Raw genomic sequence first — 16,626 nt, 5'->3', positions numbered from 1 at the left:
TTAATTTAATGCCAAATTTTATATAAGCTAATCTTTTTTTGCAATCTTCTTTATTAGTTGAGATAAAATTACACTATTAATTTGTAGAGTATAATTTTCCTCAACGCGACGTCTCGCATTAGTACCCATTGATTGTAATATCTCGGGTTTCTCTAAGATATAATTAAATGCCTGGAACCAATCTTCTTCCGTATTAGCAAGAAATCCTACATCAGGAGTCACTACTTCTGAATTGAAACCAACGTTAGACGCGATAACAGGTTTTGAGCTAGCCATATATTGGATTAACTTATAGCCACACTTACCTTTTTCCCAAGGGCCATCTTCTAAAGGCATAATGCCAATTGAAATAGTCTTCAAAATTTCACATTCCGAGTCTAATGACCATGGTAATTGCTCTACCGGAATAGGGCAATCGTCGATCACATCAGCACCAATGGTAATTAGGCGTATATTCGTATGGTGTTTTAATTTTTCAAAAACAGGCCAAATCAATTTAAGATATTTTGTTGTACTTGGGGAACCGATCCAACCAATTTTAATTACATCAAGTTTAGAATCTGAGTCTTTATGATATCGATTAATATTAATCACAGTAGGAATCTTCAGGACATTTTTTGCACCATTTTTTATGGCTAAATTTTCTAAATACGAATTACCTACTGTCACATAACTTGCATTTGAAAGCAGTGGTTTGAGTTTATTCTGTAAAAGCAGTTTCTTAAATTTTGAAGTTGTCAGATCATAATTATGGAAGATTGCATCATCATAATCGACTATATAAGGAATCTTTGCATTACATATTAGCCTTTCAAATATCCCAGGGAGATATGGGAAAGCCTCTTTTTCGAGAAAAATAACATCATACTTCTTCAAATCAAAAAGAATAACTTTTATTCTGTGAAGATAATATTTTACTAGTGAAATTTTAGATCGTTTTTTCTTGGAATATAGTTTACGAAGATATTCATTATCAAAAAGTGCAGAAACTGTAGTTTTAATGCCTTCTTTTTCAAAATATTCGATGTAATCAAGCGAACGTAGACGACTACTTGCACCTAAACTTTCGTATTTCGATAAAATTAAGAGCTTAACCATTTATTTTTCTCCCTCTTCTTATCAATCCTGGAAGCTCTTTGTAAAGCATTCTGTATGCTTTTAATGTGTTAGCAACTTCTATTCTTGAAAAATGTAATATACCTCTTAACGTGCGAGTGAACAACTCCAAGACTATGGTAAGAAAGAGAAGAACATATGCCTGCCAAAGGGGAAAATGTTTAAAACCAAATAAAATCCTGCTACGCAAAGAATAAAATAATCTGAACGCTTTTACTTGTTCTGATGTGCCCCCCCCTTTATGAAAAGCAGCGGCAGTCGATAAATAATGGATCCTAAATCCTTTATCTAAAACTCGGCGAGAAAGATCCAAGTCTTCTAAATAGACAAAAAAAAGCTCATCGAATCCCTTCAAACTTTTGAATAGTTCATTTCTGATACAATAAAAGGCACCAATTGTATGTGGAACATCAGCATCTTTATCATAATCTAAATCTTTCAAAAATATATATGGGAATAACTTCGAAGATACTGCTGACAGGCCAGTTGCATGATTAAAATAATGTTTAAGCCTAGGTTGAACAGTACAATGTTTTTGTATTTTATTTGATGAATCAATTAGTTTAATACCACATACACCAACGTCATTATTTTCCTCCATATAGTTTATGACTTTTGTTAATGTATCAAAATATATCTGAGCGTCCGGATTCAGGAACAAAATGTACTTAGACTTTATATTCTTACTGGCAACATTACAAGCTTTCCCAAAACCTAAGTTTGATTGCGAACATATTAATCTAATCGCGAAATCGTCAGTTTTAAGATTGCTAATATTTGTTATAGAGTCATCTGTTGAATTATTATCCAGAATGACAACTTCGTCTATTAAATTTGAATGATAACAAATGATAGAATTTAGACATTCCTTTAACTGCTCACCAGCATTCCAATTAACGATTACAATACTTAAAGTCATTTTTTAGCCATAAAATAAGAAAAGTTATAAATTTTTCTCGATTGCAATTTCGGCAACCAAAAGTAATAAGAAATCTACAAATGTTCGAGCAAGCCATGCATATGCAACGCCTATCAAACCAAGTTTGCTAATCATATAGAATAATAAATAGATGTAAGGTACCAATTCAATTAAATGAATCGCTGCTGTATAATGTGCTTTCCCTTTAGCCTGTATACTTGCATAGGGAATTTGGGCAATAGCATTAAATACAAAACCAATAACAAGTATTCTTAAAATCAGTGTCGGTTCTGATGCAGAAAAGGCTACGCCCATCCATAACCTTAAAATATCGCTAGCGAAGATAAATACAACAATTGCTACCGGTAAACAAGCCATTAATAGAATCAAATATCCAAGGCGTTGATGTTTTAGTCTTTCACTTTGATTTTTTGCATAACTTAACTTTGGAAATATAGCTCGAGATAATGCTGCTGGAATAATTGTTAAACGCGCCACACCTTCAGAAGGTGCTGTATAAAATGCAATATTATTAGCACCCATTAAATGGGATAGTATAAAACGGTCTGCAATTGTCATTATTGGGCTGATAATATTACTTACTGTAATCCACCCACCAAATTTTAATAATCTAAAAAAAACGATTTTATGAAAATGAAATTCTTTAACAATAAAGGTTAGGCGACTTAAATAAATAGCTATCAACATTCCTATAATTCGACCACACAGTAAACCATAAACAGCATAGTTAAGATTTTTGTCAAAATATACAAAAAGGGCCGGCATACCTGCAATAAATATATTAGCTATTATTTTTTGTGTGTTAACATGTCCAAATTTTTCTTCTCCTTCCATAAACCCCATGAATAGTTGATTGATGAGAAAAATCGGGATGCACAGACCTACAATAATAACACTGCTCTTAACGACACTTTCATTTATAGAGGTTACGTTTAAAATTTCCATCGTAAATGGGGATAAGAGCAATAATGTACTAAACCCCAAAAAACCCATAAACAACATACAAAATATTGAAGTAGTTACTATTTTTTTTCTTTCATTTTGATCATCCCGAAAAAATGATATTTCTCGTATAACTGAACGAGTGATACCTGCGTCAAATATGCTTGCATAGCCTACTATCGCAAGTGCTAACGTAAAAAGTCCAAACTGTTGGGTACCCAGTGCCCTTGCAAGGTAGCCTAATGCTGGAATAGCTACAAATGAAGGAATAGCATACCCCAAAATATTCCATAAACTGTTACGAATTAAACTCATTTTACGTCCAAGTTTACACTGAAAGAGGTGTAATTATAATTCTGAAAATTTTTCTGCTTTGGAATCTTTAAGAGAGAGTTGTGGCTCATCTTTGATAGGCCAAGATATATTGAGTGAAGAATCATTCCAGAGAAGGCCCTTTTCACATTCAGGATGGTAATAATTTGTAGTTTTATAGACAAACTCAGCCACATCACTCAACACCAAAAATCCATGAGCAAACCCTTCAGGGATCCACAATTGACGTTTATTTTCAGCTGAAAGATTCACACCAACCCATTTTCCAAAAGTCGGAGAGGATTTACGGATATCAACCGCAACATCAAATACTTCACCGGCGACACAGCGCACCAGTTTTCCCTGCGCATACGGTTCCAGTTGATAATGTAAACCGCGAAGCACACCCTTGCAGGATTTAGAGTGATTATCCTGCACAAACTCAACTTTACGTCCTACTGCCTCTTCGAATACTTTCTGGCTGAAACTCTCAAAGAAAAAACCACGATCGTCACCAAAAACTTTTGGCTCAAAAATGAGTACATCTGGAATATCAGTTTTAATAACGTTCATGTCTTAGTAACCTTTAATCATCTTAAGCAGGTATTGCCCATAGGCATTTTTCTTCAACGGTTCAGCCAGCTTCTTCACCTGCTCCGCATCAATAAACCCTTTGCGATACGCAATCTCTTCCGGACAGGAGACTTTTAGCCCCTGACGCTCTTCAATCGTCGCAATAAAGTTGCTTGCCTCGATCAGGCTTTGGTGTGTACCAGTATCCAGCCACGCATAGCCGCGCCCCATCATAGCAACGGAAAGACGGCCCTGCTCCAGGTAAATACGGTTGATGTCGGTAATTTCCAGCTCACCGCGTGCAGAAGGCTTCAGGTTCTTCGCCATTTCCACTACGTCATTATCGTAGAAATAGAGCCCAGTAACGGCATAGTTGCTTTTAGGTTCCAGCGGCTTCTCTTCCAGGCTAATGGCCGTACCATCTTTATCGAACTCCACCACGCCATAACGTTCAGGATCGTTAACGTGATAGGCAAATACTGTCGCACCATCGCCCTTGCCAACTGCACCTTCCAGCTGTTTTGGCAGGTCATGTCCGTAGAAAATATTATCGCCAAGCACCAGCGCGCAGCTGTCGTCACCAATAAACTCTTCGCCAATGATAAAGGCCTGCGCAAGTCCATCAGGGCTTGGCTGGACTTTATACTGAAGGTTTAGCCCCCACTGGCTACCATCACCCAAAAGCTGTTCAAAGCGCGGCGTATCCTGTGGCGTACTGATGATCAGTATATCCTTAATCCCTGCCAGCATTAGCGTTGACAGCGGATAGTAAATCATTGGTTTATCATAAATTGGCAGCAGCTGCTTGCTTACCGCCATGGTCACTGGATAGAGACGAGTGCCGGATCCGCCGGCAAGGATAATACCTTTACGTGTAGTCATTATAATTTCTCTATAAACACGAAATGCCCGTAAACGGGCATTTTTTAAATGATTAAATAGATTGCGCCGTGAAAAGCTCAGCAAGCATACGTTTCACACCATCGTGCCATGCAGGCAATACCAGGTTGAAGTTCTGCTGGAACTTAACGGTATTTAAGCGTGAATTATGTGGACGACGCGCGGGCGTCGGATATGCTGAGGTGGGAACGGCATTCAGTTTTTCAATAGCCAACTCAACGCCGTTCTTTTTGGCCTCGTCAAACACTAGCGCCGCATAGTCGTACCAGGTTGTCGTTTCAGAAGCAACGAGATGGTAAAGCCCTGCAACTTCAGGTTTAACCATTGCCACACGAATAGCGTGAGCGGTGCAATCGGCTAACAGCTCAGCGCCCGTTGGTGCGCCAACCTGGTCATTAATTACGGAAAGTTCTTTGCGCTCTTTCGCAAGGCGGAGCATGGTCTTGGCAAAATTGTTGCCCTTACCAGCATATACCCAACTTGTACGGAAAATGAGGTGATTAGGGCAGTTATCCTGCAAGGCTTTTTCGCCATCCAGTTTCGTCTGACCATAAACATTCAGCGGCGCCGTCGCGTCCGTTTCACTCCATGGCGTTTCGCCATCACCCGGGAAGACGTAATCCGTGGAATAGTGCACAACCCAGGCACCGATCTTTGCAGCTTCTTTCGCGATAGCCTCAACGCTTGTCGCATTCAGTAACTGCGCAAACTCTGGCTCAGATTCTGCTTTATCCACTGCGGTGTGAGCAGCTGCGTTGACGATCACATCAGGTTTAATATTACGAACCGTCTCAGCAATCCCTTCAGGGTTGCTAAAATCGCCGCAGTAATCTTTTGAATGCACATCAAGCGCAATCAGGTTGCCCAGTGGGGCCAGCGCGCGCTGTAGCTCCCAACCCACCTGCCCTGTTTTGCCGAACAGAAGGATGTTCATTATTGACGTTCCCCGTAATTCTGTTCGATCCAGGTTTTGTAAGCACCGCTTTTTACGTTGCTAACCCACTCCTGGTTGCTCAGGTACCATTCAACAGTCTTACGAATTCCGCTTTCGAATGTCTCCTCAGGCTTCCAGCCAAGCTCAACGCCAATTTTGTGCGCATCAATCGCGTAGCGACGGTCATGCCCCGGGCGGTCAGCAACGTAAGTGATCTGATCGCGATAAGAGCCTTCTTTCGGCACGATCTCATCCAGCAAATCGCAAATAGTGTGCACAACGTCCAGATTTTGCTTTTCGTTATGCCCACCGATGTTGTAAGTCTCACCCGGTTTACCCTGGGTAACAACGATATAGAGCGCACGTGCATGGTCTTCGACATATAGCCAGTCGCGGATCTGGTCGCCTTTGCCGTAAATCGGCAACGCTTTTCCGTCCAGCGCGTTCAAGATTACCAGTGGGATAAGCTTTTCCGGGAAATGATACGGACCGTAGTTGTTTGAACAATTGGTGACAATCGTCGGGAAACCGTAGGTACGCAGCCAGGCGCGGACCAGATGGTCGCTGGACGCTTTAGAGGCAGAGTATGGGCTGCTTGGCGCATAGGCTGTGGTTTCAGTGAAGAGCGGCAGGTCGGTAGAAGCCGGATGCTCGTCCGGGTGCGGCAGGTCGCCGTACACTTCATCGGTAGAAATGTGATGGAAGCGAAACGCTTTTTTTGCTGCATCATCCAGCGCAGACCAGTAAGCGCGGGCCGCTTCCAGGAGCACATAGGTGCCAACGATGTTGGTCTCAATAAACGCAGCCGGACCGGTAATGGAACGGTCAACGTGACTTTCTGCCGCCAGGTGCATTACCGCATCCGGTTTATGCTCGGCAAAAATACGATCCATAGCCGACTTATCACAAATATCCGCATGCTCAAAGGCATAACGGTCGCTGCCGCTGACATCGTTGAGGGACTCCAGGTTACCGGCATACGTCAGTTTATCCACGTTAACGACTTCGTCCTGGGTATTTTTAATAATATGTCGTACAACCGCTGAGCCGATGAAACCGGCCCCGCCCGTCACAAGAATTTTCACGTTAACTAATCCGTCTATTGGAGATATAGAGATATTGGCAATCGAGAAACCACTGTCTTAATTACGGTTTCACAAATTGTGCACGCTACCGCCCCTGGCTTGACAGCTACCAGTGCACTGAGCGACGTTTGAATAAAAGATTTACAGTCTGATTACAGACAAAACTGGCGTTAATTGTCGTCCTAAATCGCATCAGAAACAAGCACAAATCGTTACAAATCAGTCCAGATTTAAAGCAGATAACTCTCTGTTATCATAGGAATTAATAACAAAAAAGCGACAGCCATCATTTTAGTTATGTAACCACATAACAAAATGATGGCTGTCGCTCGTAAACCGATTATGCCTGTGATGAGCTATCAGTCGTTAGCCAGCAGCTTCTCAATGCGGCTTCTGAACTTCGCCCCTTCCTTCAGGTTACGCAGGCCGTAGTTCACAAACGCCTGCATATACCCCATTTTCTTGCCGCAGTCGTAGCTGTCGCCGGTCATCAGCATCGCATCAACGGACTGCTTTTTCGCCAGTTCGGCGATCGCATCGGTCAGCTGGATTCGGTCCCAGGCGCCCGGCGCGGTTTTCTCCAGCTCGGCCCAGATATCCGCATTCAGAACATAGCGGCCAACCGCCATCAGGTCTGAGTCCAGCGTCTGCGGCTGATCCGGTTTTTCGATAAATTCAACGATACGACTCACCTGCCCTTCCGTCTCCAGCGCTTCTTTGGTCTGGATAACAGAGTATTCGGACAGATCGCCTTTCATGCGCTTAGCCAGCACCTGGCTGCGGCCCGTTTCGTTGAAACGCGCCACCATCGCCGCCAGGTTATAACGCAGCGGGTCAGCAGAAGCGGTATCAATGATGATATCTGGCAGTACCACGATAAACGGGTTATCGCCTACAACGGGGCGAGCACACAGGATGGAGTGGCCCAGGCCCAGCGGCTGTGCCTGGCGCACGTTCATGATGGTTACGCCAGGAGGACAGATAGACTGCACTTCTGCCAGCAGCTGGCGCTTAACGCGCTGCTCAAGCAGCGCTTCGAGTTCGTAAGAGGTGTCGAAGTGGTTCTCTACCGCATTCTTGGATGAGTGCGTCACCAGAACGATTTCTTTGATCCCTGCAGCAACAATCTCGTCGACGATGTACTGAATCATCGGCTTGTCAACGATCGGAAGCATCTCCTTAGGAATGGCCTTTGTGGCTGGCAACATGTGCATGCCCAGACCTGCTACCGGAATGACTGCTTTCAAATTAATCATTATATCTTCCACCTTAAAATGGTTGACGAATTATAGCTTTTAAACCTGTTTTCGCCAGCATGATTTGCCGTAAATATGAAGTAATCCTAAGCTACCCCACCACAAATTACAGTAGTTGTAATCTGAATAGATCGCGATTCTGTGCCAGGAAAAGTCGCAAAATTGCGTCCCGGTTAGCGGTGCGGTAGCGCAAAATTCAGCCGTTCCGTATTCACAACGTGTTGATCCACCCGGTCAATATCCACCGAGCTCTGCCCCTTCTCATTCACTGCTTTGATGTTTGCCAGCGACAGCAGCGTCTCGTTTTTAGCCATAAACTTCCCGCGCACGTCTTTGCGCAGGTCGAAGTTGATCTTCAGGGCTGGCCCGGTCGTTGACTCCTGCATCACGTTGATATTGCGCAAGAAAAGGTGCTGGGGTTTGTTATGCAGCTCAAGCGTTGCGCGCTGCATCTCAACGTTGGTGATGGCAACAAACGACGTGGCATTGCCGGATGAGATCTGTATTCCGCGCAGCTTATACGCCAGCTTTCGGTTATCCAGCCGGATATCGTTGAGTTTGAAGTTCTGCGGGATCGACAGATAATCCCCCTTGATTACGCCATAGCCAATTAGCATGCCAGCGCTGTTGACCATATCGACATTATCAATAACGAAATTATCACAGCCATAAATAGCTACCGTCGCGTTATCAATTCCCGCTTTTTTGCTGAAGTCAGGCGTAATATTTTTGGCCTTAATATTACGAATAACAAAGTGCTTACCGTTTTCGACATGCACCAGCTGTCGACAGTTGCTGCCCGTGATATTTGCCACCACGAAGTTTTTTACGGTCTGCTTTTCCGGGTAATCATTGTCGTAGGTACTGCCGGCAAGCCCGATGCCAATGCCCCAGTTGATCTTGCCGTTCGTGCAGTTAATGTTATCGATTACGTGGTCCGAGATCAGGATATTGCGATCGTTGATCGCCACGTTCCACTCTATCGCATCACCCTGTAAGTGGCTGAATTTGCTGTTGGTGATGCGCGCGCCGTCCACCTGATTGTGGAACCCCTGACGCAGAATCGCGTAGTTGGCCTGCGTCACGGTAATGTTATCGATAAGCAGATTGCGCATCACTCGCCGCTTTTTACCGCCGATGTAAATCTGGGTGACGGGGCCGAAGCCGCTCATCGCCAGCCCTTTGATGGCACAGTCGGAGCCACGGACGTCCAGCGTGATGTTGTGCGTGCGCCCTTCCCCCTCGCCGATCACCTTACAGCCTTCCTGGAGCACAAAGCGCCCGCGCCCGTTGCCCTTAAGCGCGCCGCGGATGAGCAGCGTTTTGCCATCAGGGATAAAAATGCCGGTGTTGATGTTTTCGCAGGTTAACCCGGCAGGAACCACCACGGTATCGCCTTCGCTAAAGGCCTGCTTAAAGGCGGCGATCCAGTCGTTATGGTTATAGCGATCGACAGAAACCGTCTTTCCGGTGGCCGCCCGCGCGGCGCGGGGCGACAGCAACGGCATGGCAGCCAGGACGGATAAAGAAGAGACAAATCGGCGTCGGGTAATCTTTTTCAGCATACAACCTCAGCGTTACAGCGTTTGCAGCAGGCTCGCTAACTGGCGATTAATTACCTGCTGGTTAAATTCTGCTTCGACTTTTTGTCGGGCGTTTTGCAGCACGGGTACCAGCGTCTGGCTATCAATATCACTGAACGCCGCCAGGCGGTCCGCCAGCGCCAGCGCATTGTTTTCAGGCACCAGCCAGCCGGAATGCTCAGAGGTGATCAGCTCCGGGATGCCGCTGTGTAACGTCGAGACAACCGGAATACCGACCGCCATCGCCTCCATCAGCGCCACGGGAATGCCTTCCATATCGCCATCGGCGCCCGTCACGGAGGGGAGCAGGAACACATCCGCCTCGTCGAGCATGGCCTTCACCTCGTGGCTCGGCTTGAAGCCGGGCATCTCGACCACGTCTTCCAGCTGGTACTGCTCTATCAGCGTGCGCAGGCGACGCTCCCACGGCCCGATCCCCAGGATGCGGTAGTGGAAATCGACGCCGCGAGCCTTCAGCTGGCGACAGGCCTCAATGGCCACGTGCAGCCCTTTCTTTTCGGTCAGGCGGGCCACGGAGATAATCTGCAGCGGCTTGCCCGGCACCTTGACCGGGCGCTGGGTGAAGCGCTCCATGTCCACGCCCATGCGCGAGACGGTAATTTTCTCGCTCGGGCACCCCATGGTTTTCAGGCGTCCGGCCCACAGGTCGCTTATCGGCAGCATCATGTCGCCGCGGCGAAACAGCTGCTGATACTCCGGGGTATAGTGGTTCAGCACCTCGCGGCTGGAGATGTCGATACCGTGGAATATGGTCGCAATTTTGCCCTCAATCACCCCAAGCTCGCGCAGCTTCGCGGCGGTGACGCCCGCTGGGCCGAAGTGGGCGATAAAAACATCGGCACGGTACGGCCGCGCCGTTTGCCCGCAGATGGCGGAGAGGATCAGGTTGCGCGCCTCCGCCCCATAGCGCGACATGTTCAGCGCCCGCCACGTCGACGCGCGATGCAGCCCGCGCAGCGTCTGGCCGGCGCGATAGCGCAGTTTGTTCATCCGCCCGCCCGGCTCATCCTGCAGCCAGCGGGTTTTCGCCTCCAGCCCATACTGGGTATACGCCGCATGGGTGTTCTGCGTATCGCCCTTTTGCAGGGCGATAATCTCCACGTCATATCCCATATCGATAAACGCGGTGATTTGGTTCAGCACAAAGGTCTCAGACGACAGCGGGAATTTCAGCAAGAAGAAACCAACCTTCATTTCCCCTCCCGGACGCGATCGAGTACGGATTTCACCATCCCAATGCCTTTTTCGCGTTCGGCTTTCACCGCTACCGCCAGACGTTCGTTGATTGCAGGCAGCTGGCCCAGCGTGTCGCCAACCATCGCACCAAGCGAACCGTCCAGCAGATGACGAATATCAACGGCCATTTCCGGCATGCCGAGCTGCTGCATAATGCCCGCTGACTTGTGTTCGTAGTTAATGGCAATCGCCGGCGTGCCGAAGTTCATCGAGATAATCGCCGAGTGCAGACGCGTGCCCACCGTCAGGTCGCAGGCGGAGAGCAGCTTGCCCATCTCCAGATCGTTCAGCTCGTCCATCACCACGTGGTAGCGGGACGGATCGTTCACCAGGTTGCGCAGGTTCAGCGCCACCATGCGGTCATCCTTGTTATAGCTGTCGATACCGGTGCAGGTGGAGAGCGCCAGCACCTGGTAGCCGCTGTCGAGCACGCGGTTTACCACGTCGGCAAACGCTTTCTCGTACGCCGCCTGGGTGGTGCCGAGACGTTTATCGAACGGGGCGAGTTCGCGCAGGGTAATCGCGACGGTTTTCTGTTTTGCCGCCACGTCCAGCCAGTGCCGGACCGCGTAGCTCGGCTGGAAGCTGTCGACCTGATGATCCACCAGCCAGGCGGTATCCACGCCGTGCTCCACTTTTGACGTGTCGATCTCGCTGCGCTTCATCATGTCGAGGCTGACCGATTCGCGCAGGATCAGCGCGTCGCAGTGGCCGAAGACATAGTTTGCCAGCTGGTTAAACTGCGGATCCTGGAACGGCCCGACGCTGTGGCCGATCATAAACAGCGGCTTTTTCGCCATAAAGGTGCAGAGCGCATGCTCAAACTGCGGCACGCCGTAGAGATCGACAAAGAACGAGCCGCCAACCTGAATAATGGCGTCATAGCCGGACAGCAGGCGCACGAAATCGGTAAAGCCCTGCGCGATGGCGATGTTGCGCAGCCTGCCGGTATCGGTCACGCGGGAGAGCAGCACCTGATGCTGGTAGCGGCGACGCAGCACCTTCTTCACGCGCCCCATCACGCCCGCGGCGTTGTTGTGCTGTTTCATCTGGCCGTAGAGCGGGTCGCCCATTACCGGACGGTTCAGTAACCAGGACGAGCTGACCGGATAACGGCTCATTACGTCCACTTCGGTCTCAGGCTTAAGGGTGTTAATTGCATCCAGTAAACCGCGCAGGATGGCGCTGTCGCCACGGTTGCCGCAGGTATGGTTGCCAAGAATAAGTAATTTCATAATGGCCTCTTAAATATCTAGCCTGCGCGAAGCAGCGTTTTCATTTTTTCGTTACGGCAAAACTGGCGCTTCATCTCAACCACCAGCGCGTTGCGTGACAGCACAATCATCACGCCGAAGGCCAGCGCGCCTGCCGCGACCTGCACCGCAAGCAGCGCCGCCAGCGGCAGATGGCCGCCGAGCACCACGCCCAGGCCGTAGCTGACGGCAAGCGTTGGCAACGAGAGGTAGAGCGGCAGCCACAGGCTGTGGATGTATTGACGATAGCTGGAGCCCAGCACCGGTTTGATCATCACGAAGTAGCTCAGCACGGTATTGACGATCTGCACCAGCAGGAACCCGAGCGTCACGCCAATGGCGCCCGCCATGTGCCCACCCACGATAATCGCCGGAATAAACAGGAAGGTTTTAAACACGTTGAACTTGAAGCTGATATCCACGCGCGCCTTCGCCATCAGCAGGGAGCCAATCGGGTTTCCCACGGAGCGCAGCAGCCCCACCACGCAGAGCAGCTGGAGGATCGGGATGATGCTGTTCCACTTCTCGCCAAACACCAGCGGCACGAAGTTGCTGGACACCACCATCAGCCCCAGCAGCACCGGGAAGTTGATAATGCCCACCACGGACAGCAGCTTGTAGAAGTTGACGCGCAGCTTCTCGGTATCGTCCTGAATCTTGGCAAACGCCGGGAACAGCACGCGGGTGATGATCGGGTTGAGCTTCATTGGCGGCACGACCGCGACGTTATACGCCAGGTTATAGCCGCCCGCGACGCTGGCGCCCAGAATGCGCGCCAGCACCAGCGTGGAGAGGTTGGTATTCACATAGTTAATAATGCTGTCTGCCGTCAGCCACGCGCCGAAGCGCAGGTTGGAGGAGACGGACGCCAGCGAGAAGTGCAGCCCCGGGCGGTAAATCTTGCGGCCAAAGAAGCCAAACAGCAGCGTGCGCACGGCAGAGTTAACGAGGTAGCCGAGAATGGCGGTCATCGCCAGCGGCCAGAAATGGGCGCTCACCACGGTGAAGGTAAAGCCCGCCAGCACGGCGCTGGTCTCAATCATGCCGATTTTGTTGAACTCCAGCTCTTTTTGCATCAGCGCGCGAAACTGCTGCCCGTGCGGGATCACCACAAAAGCAAACGACAGCGTGCGCATCAGCGGGGCCAGATCCGGGTTGTGCAGCACGCCGGCAATCACGTCGCTCAGCAGGAACACCAGCACAAAGACGAAAATGCCCAGCCCGACGTTCAGCCAGTAGAGCGTGGTCAGCTCCAGGTGGCTAATCTCTTTGCGCTGGATAATCGAGTTGGCGATACCGAAGTCAGACAGCGTATCGGCCAGCGCGATAATCACCAGCGAGACCGTCAGCAGGCCGAACTGGTGGTTATCAATAATGCGCGCCAGCACCGTCATCTGCACCAGCCCGAGGCCGATGATGACGATGGTGGCCATGGCTGACCATTTCGCGCCGCTGATGGTTTTTTCACGTAAGCTCATCTTAGTACGCCGCTTTGTTCACGAAGCCCTTGAAAATGGTCAGAAAAACAATCTTGATATCGAACCAGAGGCTCCACTCGCGGATGTACTCCAGGTCGAACTCGATGCGTTTTTCCATTTTTTCCAGCGTGTCGGTCTCGCCGCGCCAGCCGTTGATCTGCGCCCAGCCGGTGATGCCTGGCTTCACCTTATGGCGCAGCATGTAGCCTTCAATCAGAGTGCGGTACTGCTCGTTGTGGGCAACAGCGTGAGGACGCGGCCCAACGATGGACATCCCCCCGGTGAACACGTTAATGAACTGCGGCAGCTCGTCCAGCGAGGTGCGGCGCAGGAAGTTGCCCACGCGGGTGACGCGCGGATCGTTCTGCGTCGCCTGGGTCACCACCTTGTCGTTCTCCATCACCTTCATGGAGCGGAATTTCCACACCATGATCGGCTTACCGTCCATGCCGTAGCGGGTCTGACGGAAGATGATCGGCCCCGGCGAGCTGAGCTTCACCGCCAGCGCAATGCAGCACAGCACCGGGGAGATCAGCAGCAGGATCAGCGACGAAAGCACGATGTCCTCCACGCGCTTCAGCACGCGGTTAATGCCCGACAGCGGCGTGTCGTACAGCGGAACAACCGGCACCCCGTTGACCTCTTCAATACGGGAGTGAAGAATGTTGAAGGTGAAGACGTCCGGGATGAGGATCACCGAGCAGGTGGTATCGGCAAGCTCGCGCATCAGCTTCTTGATGCGGGATTCATCCTTCATCTGCATGGCGATATAGACGTTATGAATTTTGCCGGCCTTCGCGTCGTCGATAAGCTGTTCGTAGTTGCCCGCCCAGTCGGACGGCACGCCGCCGGGCTTCGCGTCGTGATAAATACCGACCACTTCAAAGCCTAACCACGGCTCTTTGCGGAAGCCGTCGAGCAACACCCGGCCGACCGGCAGATCGCCCGCCACGGCAACGAAGCGGCGGTTATAGCCGCGGTTGCGCAGCCAGCCCGCGCCAAAGCGGATCAGCGAGCGGCAAACCACCATGCCAACGCTGGTCAGCAGATACCAGCAGAGATAGGTCACAAGGCGGTTATCAAAATCATGGCTGAACGCCACCAGGCCCGCGCTGAAAATCAGGCTTAAGGTCCAGTTCTGTAGCAGCAGCATCAGTTCGGTGGTCATTTTTACGCCGCGCCATGAGCGATAGAAATCGGTCATGCCGCCAATCATCTGAAACACCACCAGCGCAATTAACGCCATCAGCAAATGCATGTAGAAGAACGACTGCCCGCTGACCCAACACACCGCCCACAGTCCGCCTACCATGATGGTGATATCAGAAAAACGCTGCACCATAGAGATTAACGATGCATTCGTTCTCGCTCGTTCGCGCTTTTTTAGATTCGTCATCGTTGTTCCTTTATTCAACCAAAACCTGGGCCCCTCACCCCGGCCCTCTCCCCAAAGGGGAGAGGGTGTTCAAGTTCCCTCTCCCCTTTGGGGAGAGGGTTAGGGTGAGGGGCCAGGCTCAGGCTTTCGTATTACTGATTCAACAGCGCCAGAATGTCCTTCGTTCGAGCTTCCATCAGCGCGGTATCGGCACGGGATTCGACGTTCAGGCGCACCACCGGCTCGGTGTTTGAGGAGCGCAGGTTGAAGCGCCACTGCGGGAACGACATGCTGATACCGTCGGTACGGTCAATCTCCAGCGCGTGAAGGGCAAAGTGGTGTTCAACGCGGGCAATCGCCTCGGCGGGCTGCGCCAGCTTGCTGTTGATCTCGCCGCTGGCCGGGAACGCCGCCATGCGGTCGCGCACCAGCTCGCCCAGGCTCTGCCCTTTCAGGCACAGCAGCTCGGTCACCAGCAGCCACGGGATCATCCCGCTGTCGCAGTAGGCAAAATCGCGGAAGTAGTGGTGCGCGCTCATCTCCCCGCCGTAAATGGCGTCTTCTTCACGCATCCGCTCCTTAATAAACGCGTGGCCGGTTTTGGACATCACCGGCGTACCGCCCGCGGCACCCACCACGTCGACGGTGTTCCAGGAGAGGCGCGGGTCGTGAATGATCTTCGCGCCCGGGTTTTTCTCGAGGAACGCTTCCGCCAGCAGGCCGACAATGTAGTAGCCCTCGATAAACTGGCCTTTCTCGTCGAACAGGAAGCAGCGGTCGAAGTCGCCGTCAAAGGCGATGCCCATATCGGCGCCGTGCTCGATTACCGCGTTGCGGGTGTCGTCGCGGCACTCCGGCAGCAGCGGATTAGGAATACCGTTCGGGAAGTTGCCGTCAGGCATGTTGTGCACCTTGACGAAGGTTACCGGCACGTTCAGCGCCTTAAAGCGGGCCTCAAGTGCATCGACAACCGGGCCTGCCGCGCCGTTGCCGGAGTTAATGACCAGCTTCAGCGGCTTAAGGTTCGCCACGTTGATGTAGCCCAGCAGGTGGTCGATGTACTCTTTTTGCAGGTTAATCTGCTTATAGCTGCCGCGTTTTGCGTCGTTAACCGGCGGGAAGTCGTTGGCCTCTGCCAGACGCTGCACGTCGCGCAGCCCGGTGTCGCCGCTGATAGGACGTGCGCCCTTGCGCACCAGCTTCATGCCGTTGTAGTCCATCGGGTTATGGCTGGCGGTGACTTCGATACCGCCGTCCACGCCGAGGTGGAAGGTGGCAAAATAGATCTCTTCGGTACCGGAAAGGCCGATATCCAGCACGTCCACGCCCGCGTCCTGCAGCCCTTTCGCCAGCGCCAGCTTCAGGGATTCGCTGGTCAGACGCACGTCGCCGCCCAGCACGATGGTTTTTGGCTTGAGATATTCGCCGTACGCGCGGCCGATGCGCCACGCAATGTCTTCGTTCAGCTCTTCGCCCAGCTTGCCGCGAATATCGTAGGCTTTAAAACAGGTTAATTTTTCCATGATGACCTCTTTTTCAGGCAACGGTTGGCCCTGACCACATAATGGCCAAATTTATTTTTGTCATTCGTAGGCCCGGCAGGCGCAGTGCCGCCGGGCATG

At 50.5% G+C, this 16,626-nt stretch carries 14 protein-coding genes; all 14 read right to left on the bottom strand.

Features of this window, described 5'->3' with window-relative positions; all coding sequences use genetic code 11:
• Window positions 1-27 precede the first annotated feature (27 nt).
• A complete protein-coding gene (locus tag MOQ06_RS07240; RefSeq protein WP_242172217.1) occupies window positions 28-1,098 on the bottom strand; it encodes a glycosyltransferase in 1,071 nt (356 codons plus the stop codon).
• Window positions 1,091-2,035, bottom strand: coding sequence for a glycosyltransferase family 2 protein (locus MOQ06_RS07235; protein ID WP_242172216.1), 945 nt, complete (start codon window positions 2,033-2,035; stop codon window positions 1,091-1,093). Before MOQ06_RS07235 ends, MOQ06_RS07240 begins: the two co-directional genes overlap by 8 nt.
• Window positions 2,036-2,059: 24 nt before the next feature.
• Window positions 2,060-3,313, bottom strand: a complete 1,254-nt coding sequence (locus MOQ06_RS07230) for a flippase (protein WP_242172215.1) — start codon at window positions 3,311-3,313, stop codon at window positions 2,060-2,062.
• A 33-nt stretch (window positions 3,314-3,346) separates the two neighbouring features.
• Window positions 3,347-3,883, bottom strand: coding sequence for a dTDP-4-dehydrorhamnose 3,5-epimerase (gene rfbC / locus MOQ06_RS07225; RefSeq protein ID WP_242172213.1), 537 nt, complete (start codon window positions 3,881-3,883; stop codon window positions 3,347-3,349).
• A 3-nt stretch (window positions 3,884-3,886) separates the two neighbouring features.
• Window positions 3,887-4,765: a glucose-1-phosphate thymidylyltransferase RfbA gene (gene rfbA / locus MOQ06_RS07220; RefSeq protein ID WP_242172212.1), complete on the bottom strand. Its 879-nt coding sequence runs from the start codon at window positions 4,763-4,765 to the stop codon at window positions 3,887-3,889.
• 52 nt (window positions 4,766-4,817) lie between these two features.
• Window positions 4,818-5,717: a dTDP-4-dehydrorhamnose reductase gene (gene rfbD, locus MOQ06_RS07215; RefSeq protein WP_242172211.1), complete on the bottom strand. Its 900-nt coding sequence runs from the start codon at window positions 5,715-5,717 to the stop codon at window positions 4,818-4,820.
• On the bottom strand, window positions 5,717-6,802 hold the full coding sequence (rfbB, locus tag MOQ06_RS07210) for a dTDP-glucose 4,6-dehydratase (RefSeq protein WP_242172210.1): 1,086 nt from the start codon (window positions 6,800-6,802) through the stop codon (window positions 5,717-5,719). Before rfbB ends, rfbD begins: the two co-directional genes overlap by 1 nt.
• 359 nt (window positions 6,803-7,161) lie before the next feature.
• Complete coding sequence (gene galF, locus MOQ06_RS07205; protein WP_110293152.1) at window positions 7,162-8,058, bottom strand: GalU regulator GalF; 897 nt, start codon at window positions 8,056-8,058, stop codon at window positions 7,162-7,164.
• 173 nt (window positions 8,059-8,231) lie between these two features.
• Window positions 8,232-9,623 (bottom strand): colanic acid biosynthesis protein WcaM, encoded by a 1,392-nt coding sequence (gene wcaM, locus MOQ06_RS07200; RefSeq protein WP_242172209.1) that lies wholly within the window; start codon window positions 9,621-9,623, stop codon window positions 8,232-8,234.
• A 12-nt stretch (window positions 9,624-9,635) separates the two neighbouring features.
• The gene (wcaL, locus tag MOQ06_RS07195; RefSeq protein ID WP_242172206.1) at window positions 9,636-10,856 is read right to left on the bottom strand and encodes a colanic acid biosynthesis glycosyltransferase WcaL; all 1,221 of its coding nucleotides are present in this window, start codon (window positions 10,854-10,856) and stop codon (window positions 9,636-9,638) included.
• Window positions 10,853-12,133 (bottom strand): colanic acid biosynthesis pyruvyl transferase WcaK, encoded by a 1,281-nt coding sequence (gene wcaK, locus MOQ06_RS07190; protein WP_176609937.1) that lies wholly within the window; start codon window positions 12,131-12,133, stop codon window positions 10,853-10,855. Before wcaK ends, wcaL begins: the two co-directional genes overlap by 4 nt.
• Window positions 12,134-12,150: 17 nt before the next feature.
• On the bottom strand, window positions 12,151-13,629 hold the full coding sequence (gene wzxC / locus MOQ06_RS07185) for a colanic acid undecaprenyl disphosphate flippase WzxC (RefSeq protein WP_242172204.1): 1,479 nt from the start codon (window positions 13,627-13,629) through the stop codon (window positions 12,151-12,153).
• Window position 13,630: 1 nt separating this feature from the next.
• Complete coding sequence (wcaJ, locus tag MOQ06_RS07180; RefSeq protein ID WP_176609935.1) at window positions 13,631-15,025, bottom strand: undecaprenyl-phosphate glucose phosphotransferase; 1,395 nt, start codon at window positions 15,023-15,025, stop codon at window positions 13,631-13,633.
• Window positions 15,026-15,156: 131 nt separating this feature from the next.
• A complete protein-coding gene (gene cpsG / locus MOQ06_RS07175) occupies window positions 15,157-16,527 on the bottom strand; it encodes a colanic acid biosynthesis phosphomannomutase CpsG (protein ID WP_242172201.1) in 1,371 nt (456 codons plus the stop codon).
• Window positions 16,528-16,626: the final 99 nt, after the last annotated feature.

The organism is Enterobacter sp. I4, assembly GCF_022669095.1.
Taxonomy (GTDB): Bacteria; Pseudomonadota; Gammaproteobacteria; order Enterobacterales; family Enterobacteriaceae; genus Enterobacter; species Enterobacter pasteurii.
Note: the sequence above shows the minus strand (reverse complement) of the source record. Positions and strands in the feature narration are given on the sequence as shown.